Genomic DNA, 15,530 nt, shown 5'->3' on the forward strand with positions numbered 1-15,530 from the left:
TCAGCGCTCGGGGTCGTCATCCTTCCACGGGGCCTGCAGGTAGCGGGTCCGGTTGAAGGTCTCCAGCCACTCCGGGCAGAACACCACCAGGGCGCTGACCACCATGCCGTTGATGAAGGCTTCGGGGAAGATGATCAGCCACAGGTAACCGATAAAGTCCTCGATCCACTCGGGCATGACGAATCGCCCGTCCATCCACAGCAAGCCCAGGCCACCGAGCAGGCACAAGAGTGCCGACAGCGCCGCGGCAAAAAAGCCCGAACAGAAGATATAGACAAACAGGTTGCGCGGCTGTGCCCGCTCCACCAGGATCGCACACACCTCGGTGACCAGTACCGGCAGGCCGATCAGCAGCAGGCCATTAACGCCCATCGCCGCCAGGTCCTGCCGCCCCAGCGCCAGCAGGCCGAGCTGCGCCAGCAAGCCACCGACAATCGCCAACGGCCAGTCCAGCAGCAGGGTTACCGCGGTCATGCCGATAAAGTGATAGGACACCCCGGTGTCGAAGTCGCGGCGCACCAGCCACAGGGCAAACAAGGCGAACACCGTGCCGAACAGCAAGTGCTGGCGACGGCTGTCAGCGAACAGTTCGAGCCAGCGGGTACGTGCCACCGCCCAGATCAGTACGGGCACGTAGGCAACCCAGGCGATGGTCAGGGTCTGACTCGAAAGCACGGCGGCACTGATCACGGCAAATAACCCTTTTACGAGTGAGGCAATAGGCGTGGGGGCAGTCTACACCTCGGGGTTGGCTTGATCAGCCTCCTCCGGCACTTTCGGTGCTTCGAACAGGCGGAACACGGCGCCGTCAACCAGCCAGTCCGGCGGTTGGCAGCTGGGGTTGCGCTGCTGTTCGATGACACTGATGGTGGTCGCCGACACCTGCACATCGGCCCAGGCGCCATAGCAGCCGAACTCGTTCAGCGTCAGGCGCACGCGGTAGTCGCCGGGCATGACGCTGAGCACCTTGGGGTTGAACTCGGCATAACTGCGTACAACGTCGGATTCACCGCGGCGATGGTCGATCAGTTTGATGCTGTAAGGCGCTGAATCGTCCTCCTTGAGTAGCACATAGCGGCCGTCGGCCGTGTCGTATGGCAAGGTCGGCGACCAGAACAATGCCCCTATGCCGTACACCACCAGGGCGCATACCACCGTGCCGGAGCCGAATATGCCGCCCATCTTCACTACGCTCATCGTTCTTCCCTGATAGTCACTGAGCCCATAACGGGTGCGCAGTCTAGGCGCTGGCTTGCGCGCTGGGCAATGCTTTGCAGACATTTCCTGCAAAGCTCAATTGAACGCTAAGCTTGTGCCCATGGACGACTCAGACTACTTGCGCCTGCTCACCATTCAGGCCGAACAAGCCAATGCGTTTCTTTCCAATGCCCGTAAATGGGAACGTGAGCGTTGGGTCTGCCAGCGCCTGCTGCAAGGCCTGAATATTCCCTACCGCAGCGAAGACTTTGCCGCCGCCGGGCAAGAGCCGCCTGACGTGCTGTTTCGCGATGCGGCCTTCGAGGTGTTTTTCGTGCTCGACGAAGGCCGGCGCCTGAACGATGAGTGGCGCGAAGAGCTGCAGCGCCGGCGCAGCGCCTTCTCCCTCAGCCAGTTGGTGCGCCGCGAGGTCCGGCCACGGCGGATCAGCGCCCAGGAGTTGCTGCAGCGCCTGGCGCCGACCTTGCGCAAGAAATCGCACAACTACCAGGAACGCGGCCTGGACCTGAGCGAGCTGGACATCATTGCCTTTGCCAGCCTCAAGCGCGAAGTGCTCGACCTCAACAGCCACTTCCCACCGCCCACCGAGTACTTGCGCCAGGGCTGGCGCTCGTTGTCGCTGGTGGGCCCGACCTTTGCCCGGGTGCTGTTCGCCCACCCGGATGCGCCGGATTTTCTGCGCAGCAACCTGGGGCGCAGCATTGTGTTTGATGTCGGTATCAGCCTCTGAGCTGGCCCCCTGCCATCGCCGGATGGCATAAATTCCGCGCCGGTGATACAAAGCGCAATCATTCGTTATAAAGACAGCCAAGTGACTGAAAGATGGGCGACCTTCGAGCAACTACAGTGAACACTGTAGCTTTCCCACAGTCACAAGCGTCTATCTGACGAGGCCCTCATGACCAGCCGCCTGAATCCCGAAGACCAGCGTCGTGTCGATGAATACCTGCGAGCCCCCCAGCACCAAGTCGAGCGCAAGCCTTTCCGGCCCTGGCTGCTCCTTGTACTGGTGGTGGTCGTGACCGTTGTACTCGGCTTGTTGAGCCGCCTCTTGAGTCAACTGGTGCTATGAGCTGCCTTGCGCTCGCCCACAACGCCCGCCCCGTGCGGCCGACCACTCAAGACCCGAATTCCGTAAACCTTATGAGATATCTCCATGACTCACAGTATTGTGATTGTCGGCGGCGGCGCCGGCGGCCTGGAACTGGCGACCCGCCTGGGCAAGACCCTGGGTAAAAAAGGCAGCGCCAGCATCACCCTGGTCGACGCCAACCTGACGCACATCTGGAAGCCGCTGCTGCATGAAGTGGCCGCCGGCTCGCTCAACTCGTCCGAAGACGAGCTCAATTACGTGGCCCAGGCCAAATGGAACCACTTTCAGTTCCAGCTCGGGCGCATGAGTGGCCTGGACCGCGAGACCAAGCAGATTCAGCTGGCTGCCACCCTCGATGAAGACGGCCGTGAGCTGCTGCCGGCGCGCACCCTGGGTTACGACACCCTGGTGATCGCGGTAGGCAGCAACACCAACGATTTCGGCACCCTGGGCGCGGCGCAGCATTGCCTGTTCCTCGACACCCGCAAACAGGCCGAGCGCTTCCACCAGCAACTGCTCAACCACTACCTGCGCGCCCATGCCGGCGACCAGGCCAGTGAGCGCATCAGCGTGGCCATTGTCGGCGCCGGTGCCACCGGTGTGGAGCTGGCCGCCGAACTGCATCACGCGGCCCATGAGCTGGCGGCCTATGGCCTGGACCGGATTCAGCCCAAGGATATGCACATCACCCTGATTGAAGCCGGCCCGCGGGTGTTGCCAGCGCTGCCGGAGCGCATCAGCGTACCTGTGCACAAGACCCTGGAAAAACTCGGGGTGACGGTGATGACCAACGCGGCGGTCAGTGAAGTGACGGCGGACGAGTTGCGCACCAGCACGGGCGAAGTGATTCAGGCCAGCCTCAAGGTCTGGGCGGCAGGCATTCGCGCACCGGGTTTCCTCAAGGACATCGACGGTCTGGAAACCAACCGCATCAACCAGCTGGTGGTCCGCCCTACCCTGCAGACCACCCTGGACGACAATATCTTTGCCTTCGGTGACTGCGCCGCCTGCCCGCAACCGGGCAGCGACCGCAACGTGCCGCCCCGGGCGCAGGCTGCACACCAGCAGGCATCGTTGCTGGCCAAGGGCTTGAAGGCGCGCCTGGAAGGCAAGCCGCTGCCAACCTACGCGTACCGGGATTATGGTTCGCTGGTGTCGCTGTCGCGCTTCTCGGCAGTGGGCAACCTGATGGGTAACCTGACCGGCAGCGTGATGCTTGAAGGCTGGCTGGCACGGATGTTCTATGTGTCGCTGTATCGCATGCACCAGATGGCGTTGTACGGGACCTTCCGCACGTTGATGCTGATGCTCGGTAGCCGGATTGGTCGCGGGACTGAGCCGCGGTTGAAGTTGCACTGAGTTAACAGCCTTTTCGCGGGGCAAGCCCGCTCCCACAGGATGGTGATGATCCCGGTGGGAGCGGGCTTGCCCCGCGAATTACTTCACGACCCGGTAAGTACTCTGCACAAACCCGCTCTCAAAAGTGGTGCTGCGCATATGCTGCAGCGTCACATCCGCCGCCAGGGTACCGAACAGGGGGATGCCGCTGCCCAGCAATACCGGTATCCGGGTGATGGTCAGTTCATCCAGCCGCCCTTCACGCAAAAAGCCCTGAATCACTTGCCCGCCATCCAGGTACAGGCTCTGGGCACCCGTGTCGCGCAAGTAATCAACCAGCGCGGCAATCGGCCCGGGATGCACCTCGACTCCGTTGCTGACATCCGCCGCGCCCAAGGTACTGCTCAACACCACGACACGCTTGTGCGGATACGGCCATTCGCCAAAGGTCAGGATTTTCTCGAAGGTATTGCGCCCCATGACCAGGGTGTCGATGGTCGCCATGTAAGCGGCGTACCCATGATCGTCACTGGAACTGGTGGCAACCATCAGCCAGTCCAGCTCGCCGCTCTCGCGGGCAATAAAGCCGTCGAGGCTGGTGGCGATGTAGACAGAGGCTTTCAACGTCATGGCGCAGCTCCCTTGCCGGAAATAGCCGGATAGTATCAGGCAGCGCGCAGAAACGAAAAAAGGGCACCTTTTGCAAGGTGCCCTTCTTTCTGAAGATGGTCGGGGTAAGGGGATTCGAACTCCTGACATCCTGCTCCCAAAGCAGGCGCGCTACCGGACTGCGCTATACCCCGGTAAAAAAAAGGCACCAATTAAGGCGCCTTTTTTATGGCTGGCTGCTAATGGCAAACCAACCTTTTAAGATTTGAACCCAGCGTACCGGCTTCAAAAATGGTGGGTCGTGTAGGATTCGAACCTACGACCAATTGGTTAAAAGCCAACTGCTCTACCAACTGAGCTAACGACCCAAAAATGGTCGGGGTAAGGGGATTCGAACTCCTGACATCCTGCTCCCAAAGCAGGCGCGCTACCGGACTGCGCTATACCCCGGCTTGAAATTTGGCTCCGCGACCAGGACTCGAACCTGGGACCCAATGATTAACAGTCATTTGCTCTACCGACTGAGCTATCGCGGAACTATCAATTTCAATTACAACAATGCTGCAATTTCGATCGCTGTATCACTACCGCTTCGAACTCTTCGACCTTGTGCATCGCTGCGTTCATGTCTCTGAGGCGCGCTATTCTACAACTTTCAAAACCCTTGTCAACCCTTAATTTGCATTCAACTTACTGATTTGCAACTTTTTTTCAGATTCCCAGTTTTGCCGGAAACCTGCGGGGTGACATACAGCGGGGCGCACTTTACAAGCACTCGAGAAAAAAAGCAAAGAAAAAAGGCCTCGAAAATCGAGGCCTTAGCGTAACCCGCCGAAAACTCAGGCGAAGACGATCTCTTCGCCCGCAACCTTCGCCGTGATGGCGCTGCCTGGCAGGAACTTGCCCGACAGGATCAGCTGCGCCAACGGGTTCTCGATCCAGCGCTGGATCGCGCGTTTGAGCGGCCGTGCGCCATAGACCGGGTCGTAACCGACGGCGATCAGTTTATCCAGCGCCTCGGGGCTCAGCTCAAGGCTCAGCTCACGTTCGGCCAGGCGACCGCGCAGGCGACCGAGCTGGATCTGGGTGATGCCAGCGATCTGCTCGCGGCCCAGAGGTTCGAACACCACCACTTCGTCGATGCGGTTGATGAACTCCGGCCTGAAGTGCACGCCCACGGCATCCATCACCGCCGCACGCTGCGCTTCACGATCGCCCACCAGTTCCTGGATTTGCGAAGAGCCCAGGTTGGAGGTCATGACGATCACGGTATTGCGAAAATCTACCGTGCGCCCGTGGCTGTCAGTCAAGCGACCGTCTTCCAGCACCTGCAGCAACACGTTGAACACATCCGGGTGAGCCTTCTCGACCTCGTCGAGCAGCACCACCGCATAAGGTTTACGCCGCACCGCTTCGGTCAGGTAGCCGCCTTCTTCATAACCTACGTAGCCTGGTGGTGCCCCGATCAGGCGAGCCACGGAGTGTTTCTCCATGAACTCGGACATGTCGATACGCACCATCGCCTCTTCAGTATCAAAGAGGAATTCGGCCAACGCCTTGCACAGCTCGGTTTTACCGACACCGGTCGGGCCGAGGAACAGGAACGAGCCGCTTGGGCGGTTCGGGTCCGACAGGCCGGCACGCGAACGGCGCACGGCGTTGGAAACCGCCACCACCGCTTCTTCCTGGCCGATCACCCGATCGTGCAGCAGGCTTTCCATCTTCAGCAGTTTTTCCCGCTCGCCTTCGAGCATCTTCGACACCGGGATGCCGGTCCACTTGGAAACCACTTCGGCGATTTCTTCCTCAGTCACCTTGTTACGCAGCAACTGGTTCTCGGCCTTGCCGTGCTGGTCGACCATCTGCAGGCTGCGCTCCAGGTCCGGGATCACCCCATACTGCAGCTCGGCCATGCGGCTGAGGTCGCCTTTGCGGCGGGCCGCTTCGAGTTCCTGACGCGACTGCTCGATTTTCTGCTGGATCTGCGCCGAGCCCTGTACTTCGGCTTTTTCCGAGGTCCAGACCTCTTCCAGGTCGGCGTACTCGCGCTCAAGCCGGGCAATCTCTTCGGTGAGCTTCTCCAGGCGCTTGATCGCCGCTTCGTCGTCTTCTTTCTTCAGCGCCTGGGACTCAACCTTCAGTTGAATCAGGCGGCGCTCCAGACGATCGAGCACTTCGGGCTTGGAGTCGATCTCCATGCGGATGCGGCTGGCCGCTTCGTCGATCAGGTCGATGGCCTTGTCCGGCAACTGACGGTCGGTGATGTAGCGATGGCTGAGCTTGGCCGCGGCGATGATCGCGCCGTCGGTGATCGCCACTTTGTGGTGCACCTCGTAACGCTCCTTGAGGCCACGCAGGATGGCGATGGTGTCTTCTTCGCTCGGCTCTTCTACCAGCACCTTCTGGAAACGCCGCTCAAGTGCTGCGTCCTTTTCAATGTACTGGCGGTACTCGTTCAGCGTGGTGGCGCCGACGCAGTGCAGCTCGCCTCGGGCAAGGGCCGGCTTGAGCATGTTGCCGGCATCCATCGAGCCTTCGCCTTTACCGGCGCCGACCATGGTATGCAGCTCGTCGATGAACAGAATGATCTGCCCTTCCTGCTTGGACAGTTCATTGAGCAGGGACTTGAGGCGCTCTTCGAACTCGCCGCGGAACTTGGCCCCGGCGATCAGCGCACCCATGTCCAGCGACAGCAGGCGCTTGCCCTTGAGGCCGTCGGGCACTTCACCATTAATGATGCGCTGGGCCAGGCCTTCGGCGATGGCGGTTTTACCTACGCCAGGCTCACCGATCAGCACCGGGTTGTTCTTGGTCCGGCGTTGCAGCACCTGGATGGTACGGCGAATTTCATCGTCACGGCCGATCACCGGGTCAAGCTTGCCGTCTTCGGCGCGCTTGGTCAGGTCGACGGTGTACTTGTCCAGGGCCTGGCGCGACTCTTCGGCGTTGGGGTCATTGACCGCCTCGCCACCACGCAGGTTGCTGATGGCATTTTCCAGGGCCTTTTTGCTGACGCCCTGGCTGAGCAGCAACTTGCCGACTTTGCTGTTCTCGTCCATGGCCGCCAGCAGCACCAGCTCGCTGGAAATGAACTGGTCGCCCTTTTGCTGGGCCAGGCGGTCGGCCTGGTTGAGCAGGCGCGCCAGGTCCTGGGACATGTTCACGTCGCCCGTGGGGTTCTGGATTTTCGGCAGTTGGTCGAGCTCTTTGCTCAACGCCTTGCGCAGGCTGTTGACGTCGAAGCCGACCTGCATCAGCAGCGGCTTGATCGAACCGCCCTGCTGATCGATCAGGGCCTGCAACAAGTGCGCAGGTTCGATGGCTGGATGGTCCATGCCCACAGCCAGGGATTGGGAATCAGATAACGCTAATTGCAGCTTGCTGGTCAAACGGTCTATTCGCATGGGTTACCTTCCTTTAATGGGCAGGTCGGAGCGATGGACACACCTGATGAAGAAAAACCTGCCAGAGATACCACTGTAGATAAGGGTGATTCTGGAAGATTCAAGCTAGTCGGGCTTGATCCAGGTCAGCGAGGTGCCAGCCAGACCAGGGAAGCGAAGCGGCCACCCTGAGGGGTGCGCCGATAAGAATAGAAGCGCGGGTCGCTGACGGTGCACAAGCCACCACCATAGACCGCTTTGACGCCGCGCGCCGCAAGGCGCAGACGGGCCAGTTGGTAAATATCGGCCATCAGCTTGCCGGGTTGGGCACCGGGCACAAAGGCCTGGGCGGTTTGCGGATGAACGGCGGTGAAGGCGTCGCGAACTTCCAGGCCTACTTCAAAGGCTTGCGGACCGATGGCCGGGCCGAGCCACACCAGCACCTCTTCTGGCGCCAGCGCCAGGCGGTCCAGGGTGGCTTCCAGAACACCGTTGGCCAACCCGCGCCAGCCCGCATGAGCGGCGGCTACGCGGGTGCCGGCGCGGTCGCAGAACAGCACCGGCAGGCAATCGGCGGTCATTACCGTGCAGGCAATGCCGGGGGTGGCGCTGAAACTGGCATCGGCCTCGGCGATAACGCTGGGGTCGGCATCCGCCACCACCACGCCATGCACCTGTTTGAGCCAGGCCGGCTGGATACCGAATTCGGCGGTCAGGCGTCGGCGGTTCTCGGCCACCGCTGCTGGCGCATCGCCAACATGGTCACCGAGGTTGAAGCTTTCATAAGGCGGCAGGCTGACCCCGCCGCTGCGCGTGGTGACGCAGGCGCGTACTCCGGCTGGCGCAGGCCAGTCGGGAAACAGCAGCGCTTGCGTCAGCTCGCTCATCCGACGAAGGCCTCGCGGTCCTGCTTGAGCAGCGACAGCAGCCAGACGAAATCATCCGGCAGCGCCGACTCCCAGCCCATGCGCTCGCCGGTCACCGGGTGATCCAGCTCCAGGAAGCGTGCATGCAGGGCCTGGCGCGGGAAGGTCTTGAGCGCGTCGACCATGGTCAGGCTGGCGGCTGGCGGGATACGGAAACGCCCGCCATAGACCGGGTCGCCGACCAACGGGAAGTTGACGTGGGCCATGTGCACGCGGATCTGGTGGGTACGCCCGGTTTCCAGCTTGACCCGCACGTGGGTGTGCGAGCGGAAACGCTCCAGTACGCGGTAGTGGCTGACCGCCGGCTTGCCGCCTTCGGTGACCGCCATGCGCTGGCGCTGACCGCCGTGGCGGCCAATTGGCGCGTTGATCTTGCCGCCAGCGGTGACCACACCGATCACGATGCATTCATAGATGCGGCTGACGCTGCGGCTTTGCAACTGGGCGACCAGCTGGGTCTGCGCCTGAATGGTCTTGGCCACCACCATCAGACCGGTGGTGTCCTTGTCCAGGCGATGGACGATACCGGCGCGCGGCACATTGATAATGTCCGGCACATGGTGCAACAGGGCATTGAGCAAGGTGCCATCGGCGTGACCGGCAGCCGGGTGGACCACAAGCCCGGCAGGCTTGTTGATCACCAGGATGTGGTCATCTTCATAGACGATGTCCAGCTCGATGGCCTGGGCCACCCACTCGCCCTGGGCTTCCTGCTCGGCGTCGAGCGCCAGCAGAGCGCCGCCATGGACGATATCGCGCGGACGCAGGACTGCGCCATCGACCGTCAGGCGCCCCTCCTTGATCCAGGTGGACAGGCGCGAGCGCGAGTGCTCAGCGAACAATTGGGCGGCGATTTGGTCGAGGCGTTGCCCGCCCAATTCGGACGGCACCTCTGCGCGAAGTTGAATGATCTCGGACATGCTCGAATCAGCGGGCGGCACAGCCTTTGGTTTCGACTGCACGCTTGTGGTTAAATACGACGTCTTTTGCCCCGAGGGTTGCATCGGGGTGCTCATCATAACAGGACGGCCACGCCCAAGACAGCGGCCGTCATAGGGACGCAAGCCGCCATGCAAGTGAAACACCTGCTGCTGATCGCCATCCTCGGACTGACCGCTGCTTGTTCTTCGAAGGAAGTCGTCGACGAAAACCTGAGCGAAGCCGAGCTGTACCAGCAGGCGCAGGCCGACCTGGACAACCACAGCTACACCAGCGCCACAAGCAAGCTCAAGGCTCTGGAATCGCGCTATCCGTTCGGCCGCTATGCCGACCAGGCCCAGCTCGAGCTGATCTACGCCAACTACAAGAACGCTGAACCGGAGGCCGCCAAGTCTGCCGCCGAGCGTTTCATTCGCTTGCACCCACAGCATCCGAACGTCGACTACGCCTACTACCTCAAGGGTCTGACCTCTTTCGACCAGGACCGCGGCCTGCTGGCGCGTTTCCTGCCGCTGGACATGACCAAGCGTGACCCCGGTGCTGCCCGCGACTCGTACAACGAGTTCGCCCAACTGACCAGCCGCTTCCCCAACAGCCGCTATTCGCCAGACGCCAAGCAGCGCATGATCTACCTGCGCAACCTGCTGGCTTCCTACGAAATCCATGTGGCCGACTACTACCTGACCCGTCAGGCCTATGTCGCTGCCGCCAACCGTGGCCGCTATGTTGTAGAGAACTTCCAGGAAACCCCATCGGTCGGCGACGGCCTGGCGGTGATGACCGAAGCCTACATGCGCCTGCACCTGGACGAACTGGCTGCCACCAGCCTGGAAACCCTCAAGCTCAACTACCCGGATCACCCAAGCCTGGTCGATGGCCAGTTCGTGCCGCAGCAGAACGAAGCCGACAACCGTTCGTGGCTGTCCAAGGCCACCCTGGGCCTGATCGATACCGCCACGCCGCTGCCGCCGGGCGAAACCCGCGCCAACCAGGACGTGATCAAGCAGTATCAGGATGCCAAAGACGCGATCCCGCAAGAGCTGCAGCCTAAAGATGCCAACGGCGACGTCATCCAGGAAGAGAACCACGAAGCCCAAGGTAACAACGACGACCGCTCCTGGTTCAGCTACATGACCTTCGGTGTGTTCGACTGAGTCATCGTGTAATCGTGTAATAGATAAAGGGAGGCCAAGGCCTCCCTTTTTTCATGCCCGAGCCCTAGACTGAAGGCTCTTCACTGACAAAGCTGGACACCATGGTTCGCCTACTTTTCTGGATTGCCCTGATTGCCGCCGCGTTCTGGCTGTGGCGCAAGTTCAAGGCCAGCAATGCTGCTGCGCAGAACAACAGCCTCGAAGACCCGCTGAAGATGGTGCGTTGCGCCCATTGCGGCGTGCATTTGCCCAATGACCGGGCCTTGCATCGCGGCTCGCAGTGGTATTGCAGCCAGGCACACCTGGAGCAGGGGCCTGGGGCGCAGCGCTGACTGCATCGCGGGGCAAGCCCGCTCCTACCCGATTGTAGGAGCGGGCTTGCCCCGCGATAGGGCCCTAAAGAGCGGCCAATCGCCCAGCCGGTGCATACGGCGCTGGGTCAATGATCGGCGCACGCCCCAGCAACAAATCGGCAAACAACTGGCAAGACGCTGGCGCCAGCACCAGGCCATTGCGGTAGTGCCCGCAGTTCAGCCACAGCCCGGCACAGCCCGGCACCTCACCGATGTACGGAATACCCTCAGGCGAACCCGGCCGCAGCCCCGCCCAATGGGCCACCGGGGTGGCATTGGCCAGTGCCGGCAGCAACTCGACCGCTGACGCCTTCAGGCTCTCCAGTGCATCCTCGGTCGGGGTCTTATCGTACCCGGCATGCTCCAGGGTGCTGCCCACCAGAATATGCCCATCACGCCGGGGGATTGCATAACGCCCCTTGGCCAGCACCATGCTCGGCAGGAAGTCTTCGGCGCACTTGTACAGGATCATCTGCCCTTTCACAGGCTCGACCGGCAGCTCCAGGCCCAATGGCCGCAGCAAATCCCCGCTCCAGGCGCCAGCCGTCAGCACCACGCGATCAGCCGGGATCGGCCCGCTGTCAGTCTCTACCCCGGTGATGCGCTCGCCCTCGCGGCTGAAGCCAGTAATCTCGCAGTGCTCGCGAATACTCACGTTGGGCAGCGCCAGCAAAGCGGCCTTGAGGGATTTTACCAAGCGCGGGTTACGCACATTGGCCACCCCGGCCATGTAGATAGCGCGCTGGAAGCCACCGCCCAGCACCGGCACCGCGTCATAGGCTGCCGAGATATCCACAGCACTCAACGGCCGCCCTTCGCACTTGGCCCACTCCAGGGCCTGGGCTTCGTCGTCCAGGTCCAGCCAGTACAGGCCGGTGGTGTGTACCTCCGGGTCAACCCCGGCGCTGGCGAACAGGCGCTCGCCCAGCTGTGGATAAAAATCCTGCGACCAGTGCGCCAGGGCCGTCACCGCCGCGCTGTAGCGCCACGGATAAAGCGGCGAAACAATGCCACCACCGGCCCAGGAAGACTCCTGGCCCAACGCGCCACGGTCACACAGCACCACCTGCTCGACTTCAGCCGCCAGGTTGAACGCTGTCAGCAGGCCGATCACCCCGCCACCGACAATCACTACTTGCTTGGTCATGTATTGATCCAATGTCTGAAGTAAACCCTCAGCCACCCCAGCAGCCACGGCCGCCATCAACGGCACCCGGATTACCACGCACACCGGCCTGGTCGAGTTCGAAATCGGCGCAGCGGTCATTGCTCATCAAACCTCCCGGAGTGCGTCGGGCAGTGAGCATGAATGACGCCGAATGACGTACGGCATGCAGCCGATAGTGCTTGGTCCCGGCCGCCAAAGGGGTGACCAGGTCCTGGCTGTCGGCATATTGGCCGGCCCGTGAATAGTGGCGCTCCAGCAGCTGTGCGCTTTCGAACAGCAACCCGGCAATTTCCGTGCGTGCGGCCTTGCGGACCTGTTCGCTGTAGCTGGGATAGGCAATGCCCGCCAGCATGCCGACCACGGCGACGACAAGCAACAGTTCAATCAGGCTCAGGCCTTTGTGCAGGTTGTACATAAGTCGACCCCCTAATGAAGTTGCCGCCAGAGGATGCGCCTGGGTGGGCGGGCGCCCTCTTCTACAGGCTGTGCATACACGCTTTCCAGCACGCTACGCCCTGCCCCGCCATGGCTGACTGCGGTGATCCGGTACAGGGTGACCGCCAGGTTGGCCGGTAACTGTGCGGCGAGGGTGCTGTGGCCAAGGTTCTGCACCAGGTAGAAGCCGCTCGAAGCGCTTTGCCAGCTCAGGCCGGAACTTGCGCCTTCACCGCGATAGACACCCGCCGCCCTCACCCGCCCGGCCTCAGGCGGCGGCAAACAGTAAGTGCACGGCAGCGCCCGTACCACCTGCGCCTCACCCTGCAGCAAGGTCTGCTCGGCATGCTCGAAGTTATGCAGGGCTGACACCAGGTTGCCTGCCATGCGCACCTGCAGGGTGGCACTGACCATGGCCGAGATGCCGAGCACAGCCAACAGCCCCAGCAGCACCAGGCTGATCAGCAGGATCACCCCGCGCTGGCTCCCGGCCCTAGCCATTGCGTAACGCCACCGTGAGTTGATACTGCTGCGGCCTGACCCGTGCTTGCGGGTCAAGTAAGGTCAGACTCAGGCGCAGGCCGGCGATGCCGTTAGCACCTTGACTCAGGATGTCGACGCGCAGCTCACCGAGGTTGTCGATCAGCGGCGCATAGCTGGCGCCGCTGCCGAGCATCAGGCTAGTGCCATCAACGCGATAGGTCTGGCGTCGTATCGGTATCGCGTACCGCCCGGCAGGCGGGGCCTGAACCTCGGGATAGACCCGTGCCTGCTGGGTGCAATCGGTGATCAGCGTCCAGTTCGGCCGCCCGCCTGCACCTGGCAGTTCGGCGCTGATCAGGCTCAGTTGCAGCAAACGCCCATCCGCTGCCCGGGTAATGTCCAGCGGGTGCGCAAAGGCCTGGGCCGAAGAGGGGTGCACATGACTGATAGCATCGGCCCGTAGGCAACCGAACATGCCGCTCATGCGAATGTCCTGGGCCAGGCGCTGCAAGGTCAGGCGCGCGTCTTCCTGCAGTTGCGCGGCAATGCCCTGAGCCTGCCAGCTCTGAATAGCCGCCAAAAACAGGCGGCTGGCACCGAGCAGCAGCACCAAGCCGAGGCTGAGGGCCAGCAACACTTCGACCAGGCCGACGCCGGCTTGCCGGTTCATCGGCCTGGCCCTGCGTTGATGCGCGCTTGTTCGAGCTCGCCATGCTGCATATACGCCGCCTGGGTACTGTGCAAGGCACTGTCGGTGGCCTGCAGCGCCCGCACTTGCGCAGCCGCTGCAGCAAACACACCCAGCCCCAGCACCAGCATGGCCAGCAGCACCTCGATCAGGCTCATTCCTTGTTGCCGCTCGCCGTCCATGGCGCCCTCCCTCCTGCGACTTTTCCACAGCCCTTTGCCAATCCGGCCGACTGGACGCTCATGCCCGCTGACCTGACTCTATAGAAGCACTTCCAGGGAGGAATGCACGGTGAAGCAACAGGGCGTAACACTGATACAAATGATGTTCGCGCTAGCGCTGGTGGGGATGCTCACGCACATCAGCCTGCCGGCCTACAACACTATGAGCAGCGGGCTACAACAGCACGCCGCCGCCAGGGACCTCGCCCAGGCCTTGCGCACCGCACGCAGCGAGGCCTTGCTGCGCAACCAGGTGGTTCGCCTGCAGGCGCTCGAAGATAACTGGAGTAATGGCTGGCGCATGGTCGTGGAACAGGATGGCCCACTGCTGCTGTACGAACAGCGGTTTGAGCGGGTGAGCATCGTGGGTAATCAACCGGTGGCCCGGCAGGTGCGCTTCAGCGGGCTGGGCGTGCCCATGCACGAGGGAGGTGCTTTTCAAGCCGGGACGCTGTTTATCTGCCAGCGCCCCGATCCCTTCAGCCAGTACCGGGTGGTCCTGGCACCCACAGGCCGGGTCAGCCTGCGCGAGGAGCCCGGCGAACAGCCGCTGTGCGCGGCTGGCGGGTCAGATCAGTGAACGCACGCGCAATTCTTTGGGCATCGAGAAGGTGATGTTCTCCTCGCGGCCATCGAGCTCTTCGGCACCCGTGGCACCCCAGGCCCGCAGTTGCTCGATCACGCCACGCACCAGCACCTCGGGCGCCGAGGCACCGGCGGTGATACCAATGCGTTCAACGCCATCGAACCAGCTTTTTTGCAAGTCTTCGGCGCCGTCGATCAGGAAGGCCGGTGTCGACATGCGTTCGGCCAGCTCACGCAGGCGGTTGGAGTTGGAGCTGTTCGGGCTGCCGACCACCAAGACTACGTCGCACTCATCGGCCAGCTGCTTGACCGCGTCCTGGCGGTTCTGGGTGGCGTAGCAGATGTCGTCCTTGCGCGGCCCGCCGATGTTGGGGAAGCGTGCGCGCAGAGCATCGATCACCCGGCTGGTATCGTCCATCGACAGGGTGGTCTGGGTCACGAATGCCAGCTTGTCCGGGTCGTTGACCTGCAGTCTGGAGACATCGTCCTCGTCTTCGACCAGGTAGATGGCGCCGCCATTGCTGGCGTCGTATTGGCCCATGGTGCCTTCGACTTCCGGGTGGCCTGCGTGGCCGATCAGGATACATTCGCGGCCGTCACGGCTGTAGCGTGCCACCTCGATGTGCACCTTGGTGACCAGCGGGCAGGTAGCGTCGAACACCTTCAGGCCACGCCCCGCTGCTTCCTGGCGCACGGCCTGGGAAACACCGTGGGCGCTGAATATGACGATGACGTCATCCGGCACCTGGTCCAGCTCTTCGACAAAGATTGCCCCGCGCGCGCGCAAGTCCTCGACCACGAACTTGTTGTGCACCACTTCATGGCGCACATAGATCGGCGGGCCGAAGACTTCCAGGGCGCGGTTGACGATCTCGATCGCCCGGTCCACGCCGGCACAGAAGCCACGGGGGTTGGCGAGTTTGATTTGCATGGGTGA

18 protein-coding genes and 4 tRNA genes are annotated in these 15,530 nt (G+C 62.2%); 6 read left to right on the forward strand and 16 right to left on the reverse strand.

Annotated features, from left to right (window positions below; translation table 11 throughout):
- Together EXN22_RS23445 and EXN22_RS23450 are read right to left on the reverse strand one after the other, a co-directional pair.
- The gene (locus EXN22_RS23445) at window positions 1-690 is read right to left on the reverse strand and encodes an energy-coupling factor ABC transporter permease (protein WP_045200823.1); all 690 of its coding nucleotides are present in this window, start codon (window positions 688-690) and stop codon (window positions 1-3) included.
- Between the two features lie 45 nt (window positions 691-735).
- Window positions 736-1,197: a hypothetical protein gene (locus tag EXN22_RS23450; RefSeq protein ID WP_130266299.1), complete on the reverse strand. Its 462-nt coding sequence runs from the start codon at window positions 1,195-1,197 to the stop codon at window positions 736-738.
- Window positions 1,198-1,318: 121 nt separating this feature from the next.
- On the opposite strand from EXN22_RS23450, the gene EXN22_RS23455 reads away from it, so the two are divergent.
- The 3 genes from EXN22_RS23455 to EXN22_RS23465 all read left to right on the forward strand — a co-directional run bounded on the left by EXN22_RS23455 (window position 1,319) and on the right by EXN22_RS23465 (window position 3,670).
- The gene (locus EXN22_RS23455) at window positions 1,319-1,948 is read left to right on the forward strand and encodes a DUF1780 domain-containing protein (RefSeq protein WP_130266300.1); all 630 of its coding nucleotides are present in this window, start codon (window positions 1,319-1,321) and stop codon (window positions 1,946-1,948) included.
- Between the two features lie 168 nt (window positions 1,949-2,116).
- Entirely contained in the window at window positions 2,117-2,290 is a 174-nt protein-coding gene (locus tag EXN22_RS23460) for a DUF3094 family protein (protein ID WP_130266301.1), read from the forward strand.
- Between the two features lie 84 nt (window positions 2,291-2,374).
- Window positions 2,375-3,670: an NAD(P)/FAD-dependent oxidoreductase gene (locus tag EXN22_RS23465; RefSeq protein ID WP_130266302.1), complete on the forward strand. Its 1,296-nt coding sequence runs from the start codon at window positions 2,375-2,377 to the stop codon at window positions 3,668-3,670.
- Window positions 3,671-3,748: 78 nt separating this feature from the next.
- Here EXN22_RS23465 and EXN22_RS23470 read toward each other — a convergent pair whose 3' ends face one another.
- The 8 genes from EXN22_RS23470 to rluD all read right to left on the reverse strand — a co-directional run bounded on the left by EXN22_RS23470 (window position 3,749) and on the right by rluD (window position 9,487).
- The gene (locus EXN22_RS23470; RefSeq protein ID WP_130266303.1) at window positions 3,749-4,279 is read right to left on the reverse strand and encodes a dihydrofolate reductase family protein; all 531 of its coding nucleotides are present in this window, start codon (window positions 4,277-4,279) and stop codon (window positions 3,749-3,751) included.
- 96 nt (window positions 4,280-4,375) lie between these two features.
- Window positions 4,376-4,452 (reverse strand) — tRNA-Pro (locus EXN22_RS23475).
- 98 nt (window positions 4,453-4,550) lie between these two features.
- Window positions 4,551-4,626 (reverse strand) — tRNA-Lys (locus EXN22_RS23480).
- 5 nt (window positions 4,627-4,631) lie between these two features.
- Window positions 4,632-4,708: transfer RNA gene (locus EXN22_RS23485), tRNA-Pro, on the reverse strand.
- Window positions 4,709-4,718: 10 nt separating this feature from the next.
- Window positions 4,719-4,794 (reverse strand) — tRNA-Asn (locus tag EXN22_RS23490).
- A gap of 303 nt (window positions 4,795-5,097) precedes the next feature.
- Complete coding sequence (clpB, locus tag EXN22_RS23495; protein WP_130266304.1) at window positions 5,098-7,662, reverse strand: ATP-dependent chaperone ClpB; 2,565 nt, start codon at window positions 7,660-7,662, stop codon at window positions 5,098-5,100.
- A 125-nt stretch (window positions 7,663-7,787) separates the two neighbouring features.
- The gene (pgeF, locus tag EXN22_RS23500) at window positions 7,788-8,528 is read right to left on the reverse strand and encodes a peptidoglycan editing factor PgeF (protein ID WP_130266305.1); all 741 of its coding nucleotides are present in this window, start codon (window positions 8,526-8,528) and stop codon (window positions 7,788-7,790) included.
- A complete protein-coding gene (rluD, locus tag EXN22_RS23505; RefSeq protein ID WP_130266306.1) occupies window positions 8,525-9,487 on the reverse strand; it encodes a 23S rRNA pseudouridine(1911/1915/1917) synthase RluD in 963 nt (320 codons plus the stop codon). The genes pgeF and rluD overlap by 4 nt, the downstream gene beginning before the upstream one ends.
- A gap of 150 nt (window positions 9,488-9,637) precedes the next feature.
- Between rluD and EXN22_RS23510 the strand changes: the two genes are divergently transcribed.
- Both EXN22_RS23510 and EXN22_RS23515 read left to right on the forward strand, forming a co-directional pair.
- Window positions 9,638-10,660 carry an outer membrane protein assembly factor BamD gene (locus EXN22_RS23510; RefSeq protein WP_130266307.1) on the forward strand — a complete coding sequence of 341 codons (1,023 nt, stop codon included), beginning with the start codon at window positions 9,638-9,640 and terminating at the stop codon, window positions 10,658-10,660.
- Between the two features lie 101 nt (window positions 10,661-10,761).
- Complete coding sequence (locus tag EXN22_RS23515; RefSeq protein WP_130266308.1) at window positions 10,762-10,992, forward strand: PP0621 family protein; 231 nt, start codon at window positions 10,762-10,764, stop codon at window positions 10,990-10,992.
- A 64-nt stretch (window positions 10,993-11,056) separates the two neighbouring features.
- On the opposite strand, the gene thiO is transcribed toward EXN22_RS23515, so the two are convergent.
- From thiO to EXN22_RS23540, 5 genes are read right to left on the reverse strand one after another with little or no spacing between them, the layout of a single operon-like run.
- Entirely contained in the window at window positions 11,057-12,160 is a 1,104-nt protein-coding gene (gene thiO, locus EXN22_RS23520; protein ID WP_130266309.1) for a glycine oxidase ThiO, read from the reverse strand.
- 28 nt (window positions 12,161-12,188) lie between these two features.
- A complete protein-coding gene (locus EXN22_RS23525) occupies window positions 12,189-12,596 on the reverse strand; it encodes a type IV pilin protein (protein ID WP_233281665.1) in 408 nt (135 codons plus the stop codon).
- Window positions 12,597-12,607: 11 nt separating this feature from the next.
- The gene (locus EXN22_RS23530; RefSeq protein ID WP_130266310.1) at window positions 12,608-13,117 is read right to left on the reverse strand and encodes a PilX N-terminal domain-containing pilus assembly protein; all 510 of its coding nucleotides are present in this window, start codon (window positions 13,115-13,117) and stop codon (window positions 12,608-12,610) included.
- On the reverse strand, window positions 13,110-13,769 hold the full coding sequence (locus EXN22_RS23535; protein WP_130266311.1) for a PilW family protein: 660 nt from the start codon (window positions 13,767-13,769) through the stop codon (window positions 13,110-13,112). The genes EXN22_RS23530 and EXN22_RS23535 overlap by 8 nt, the downstream gene beginning before the upstream one ends.
- Window positions 13,766-13,969, reverse strand: coding sequence for a type IV pilus modification PilV family protein (locus tag EXN22_RS23540; protein WP_233281666.1), 204 nt, complete (start codon window positions 13,967-13,969; stop codon window positions 13,766-13,768). The genes EXN22_RS23535 and EXN22_RS23540 overlap by 4 nt, the downstream gene beginning before the upstream one ends.
- A gap of 139 nt (window positions 13,970-14,108) precedes the next feature.
- Here EXN22_RS23540 and EXN22_RS23545 point away from each other — a divergent pair, with 139 nt between their 5' ends.
- Entirely contained in the window at window positions 14,109-14,588 is a 480-nt protein-coding gene (locus EXN22_RS23545; protein ID WP_130266312.1) for a GspH/FimT family pseudopilin, read from the forward strand.
- On the opposite strand, the gene ispH is transcribed toward EXN22_RS23545, so the two are convergent.
- Entirely contained in the window at window positions 14,577-15,524 is a 948-nt protein-coding gene (ispH, locus tag EXN22_RS23550; RefSeq protein WP_130266313.1) for a 4-hydroxy-3-methylbut-2-enyl diphosphate reductase, read from the reverse strand. The genes EXN22_RS23545 and ispH overlap by 12 nt on opposite strands.
- Window positions 15,525-15,530: the final 6 nt, after the last annotated feature.

Origin of the sequence: Pseudomonas tructae (assembly GCF_004214895.1) — a bacterium.
Classification (GTDB): Bacteria; Pseudomonadota; Gammaproteobacteria; order Pseudomonadales; family Pseudomonadaceae; genus Aquipseudomonas; species Aquipseudomonas tructae.

What these genes read in the sequence shown, in the direction of transcription:
- ispH (WP_130266313.1), bottom strand. Translation starts at nt 15,524, where the DNA reads ATGCAAATCAAACTCGCCAACCCCCGTGGCTTCTGTGCCGGCGTGGAC.
- EXN22_RS23535 (WP_130266311.1), bottom strand. Translation starts at nt 13,769, where the DNA reads ATGAACCGGCAAGCCGGCGTCGGCCTGGTCGAAGTGTTGCTGGCCCTC.
- EXN22_RS23515 (WP_130266308.1), top strand. Translation starts at nt 10,762, where the DNA reads ATGGTTCGCCTACTTTTCTGGATTGCCCTGATTGCCGCCGCGTTCTGG.
- EXN22_RS23460 (WP_130266301.1), top strand. Translation starts at nt 2,117, where the DNA reads ATGACCAGCCGCCTGAATCCCGAAGACCAGCGTCGTGTCGATGAATAC.
- EXN22_RS23465 (WP_130266302.1), top strand. Translation starts at nt 2,375, where the DNA reads ATGACTCACAGTATTGTGATTGTCGGCGGCGGCGCCGGCGGCCTGGAA.
- thiO (WP_130266309.1), bottom strand. Translation starts at nt 12,160, where the DNA reads ATGACCAAGCAAGTAGTGATTGTCGGTGGCGGGGTGATCGGCCTGCTG.
- EXN22_RS23450 (WP_130266299.1), bottom strand. Translation starts at nt 1,197, where the DNA reads ATGAGCGTAGTGAAGATGGGCGGCATATTCGGCTCCGGCACGGTGGTA.
- EXN22_RS23510 (WP_130266307.1), top strand. Translation starts at nt 9,638, where the DNA reads ATGCAAGTGAAACACCTGCTGCTGATCGCCATCCTCGGACTGACCGCT.
- clpB (WP_130266304.1), bottom strand. Translation starts at nt 7,662, where the DNA reads ATGCGAATAGACCGTTTGACCAGCAAGCTGCAATTAGCGTTATCTGAT.
- pgeF (WP_130266305.1), bottom strand. Translation starts at nt 8,528, where the DNA reads ATGAGCGAGCTGACGCAAGCGCTGCTGTTTCCCGACTGGCCTGCGCCA.
- EXN22_RS23470 (WP_130266303.1), bottom strand. Translation starts at nt 4,279, where the DNA reads ATGACGTTGAAAGCCTCTGTCTACATCGCCACCAGCCTCGACGGCTTT.
- EXN22_RS23530 (WP_130266310.1), bottom strand. Translation starts at nt 13,117, where the DNA reads ATGGCTAGGGCCGGGAGCCAGCGCGGGGTGATCCTGCTGATCAGCCTG.
- EXN22_RS23525 (WP_233281665.1), bottom strand. Translation starts at nt 12,596, where the DNA reads ATGTACAACCTGCACAAAGGCCTGAGCCTGATTGAACTGTTGCTTGTC.
- EXN22_RS23545 (WP_130266312.1), top strand. Translation starts at nt 14,109, where the DNA reads ATGATGTTCGCGCTAGCGCTGGTGGGGATGCTCACGCACATCAGCCTG.
- EXN22_RS23540 (WP_233281666.1), bottom strand. Translation starts at nt 13,969, where the DNA reads ATGGACGGCGAGCGGCAACAAGGAATGAGCCTGATCGAGGTGCTGCTG.
- EXN22_RS23455 (WP_130266300.1), top strand. Translation starts at nt 1,319, where the DNA reads ATGGACGACTCAGACTACTTGCGCCTGCTCACCATTCAGGCCGAACAA.
- rluD (WP_130266306.1), bottom strand. Translation starts at nt 9,487, where the DNA reads ATGTCCGAGATCATTCAACTTCGCGCAGAGGTGCCGTCCGAATTGGGC.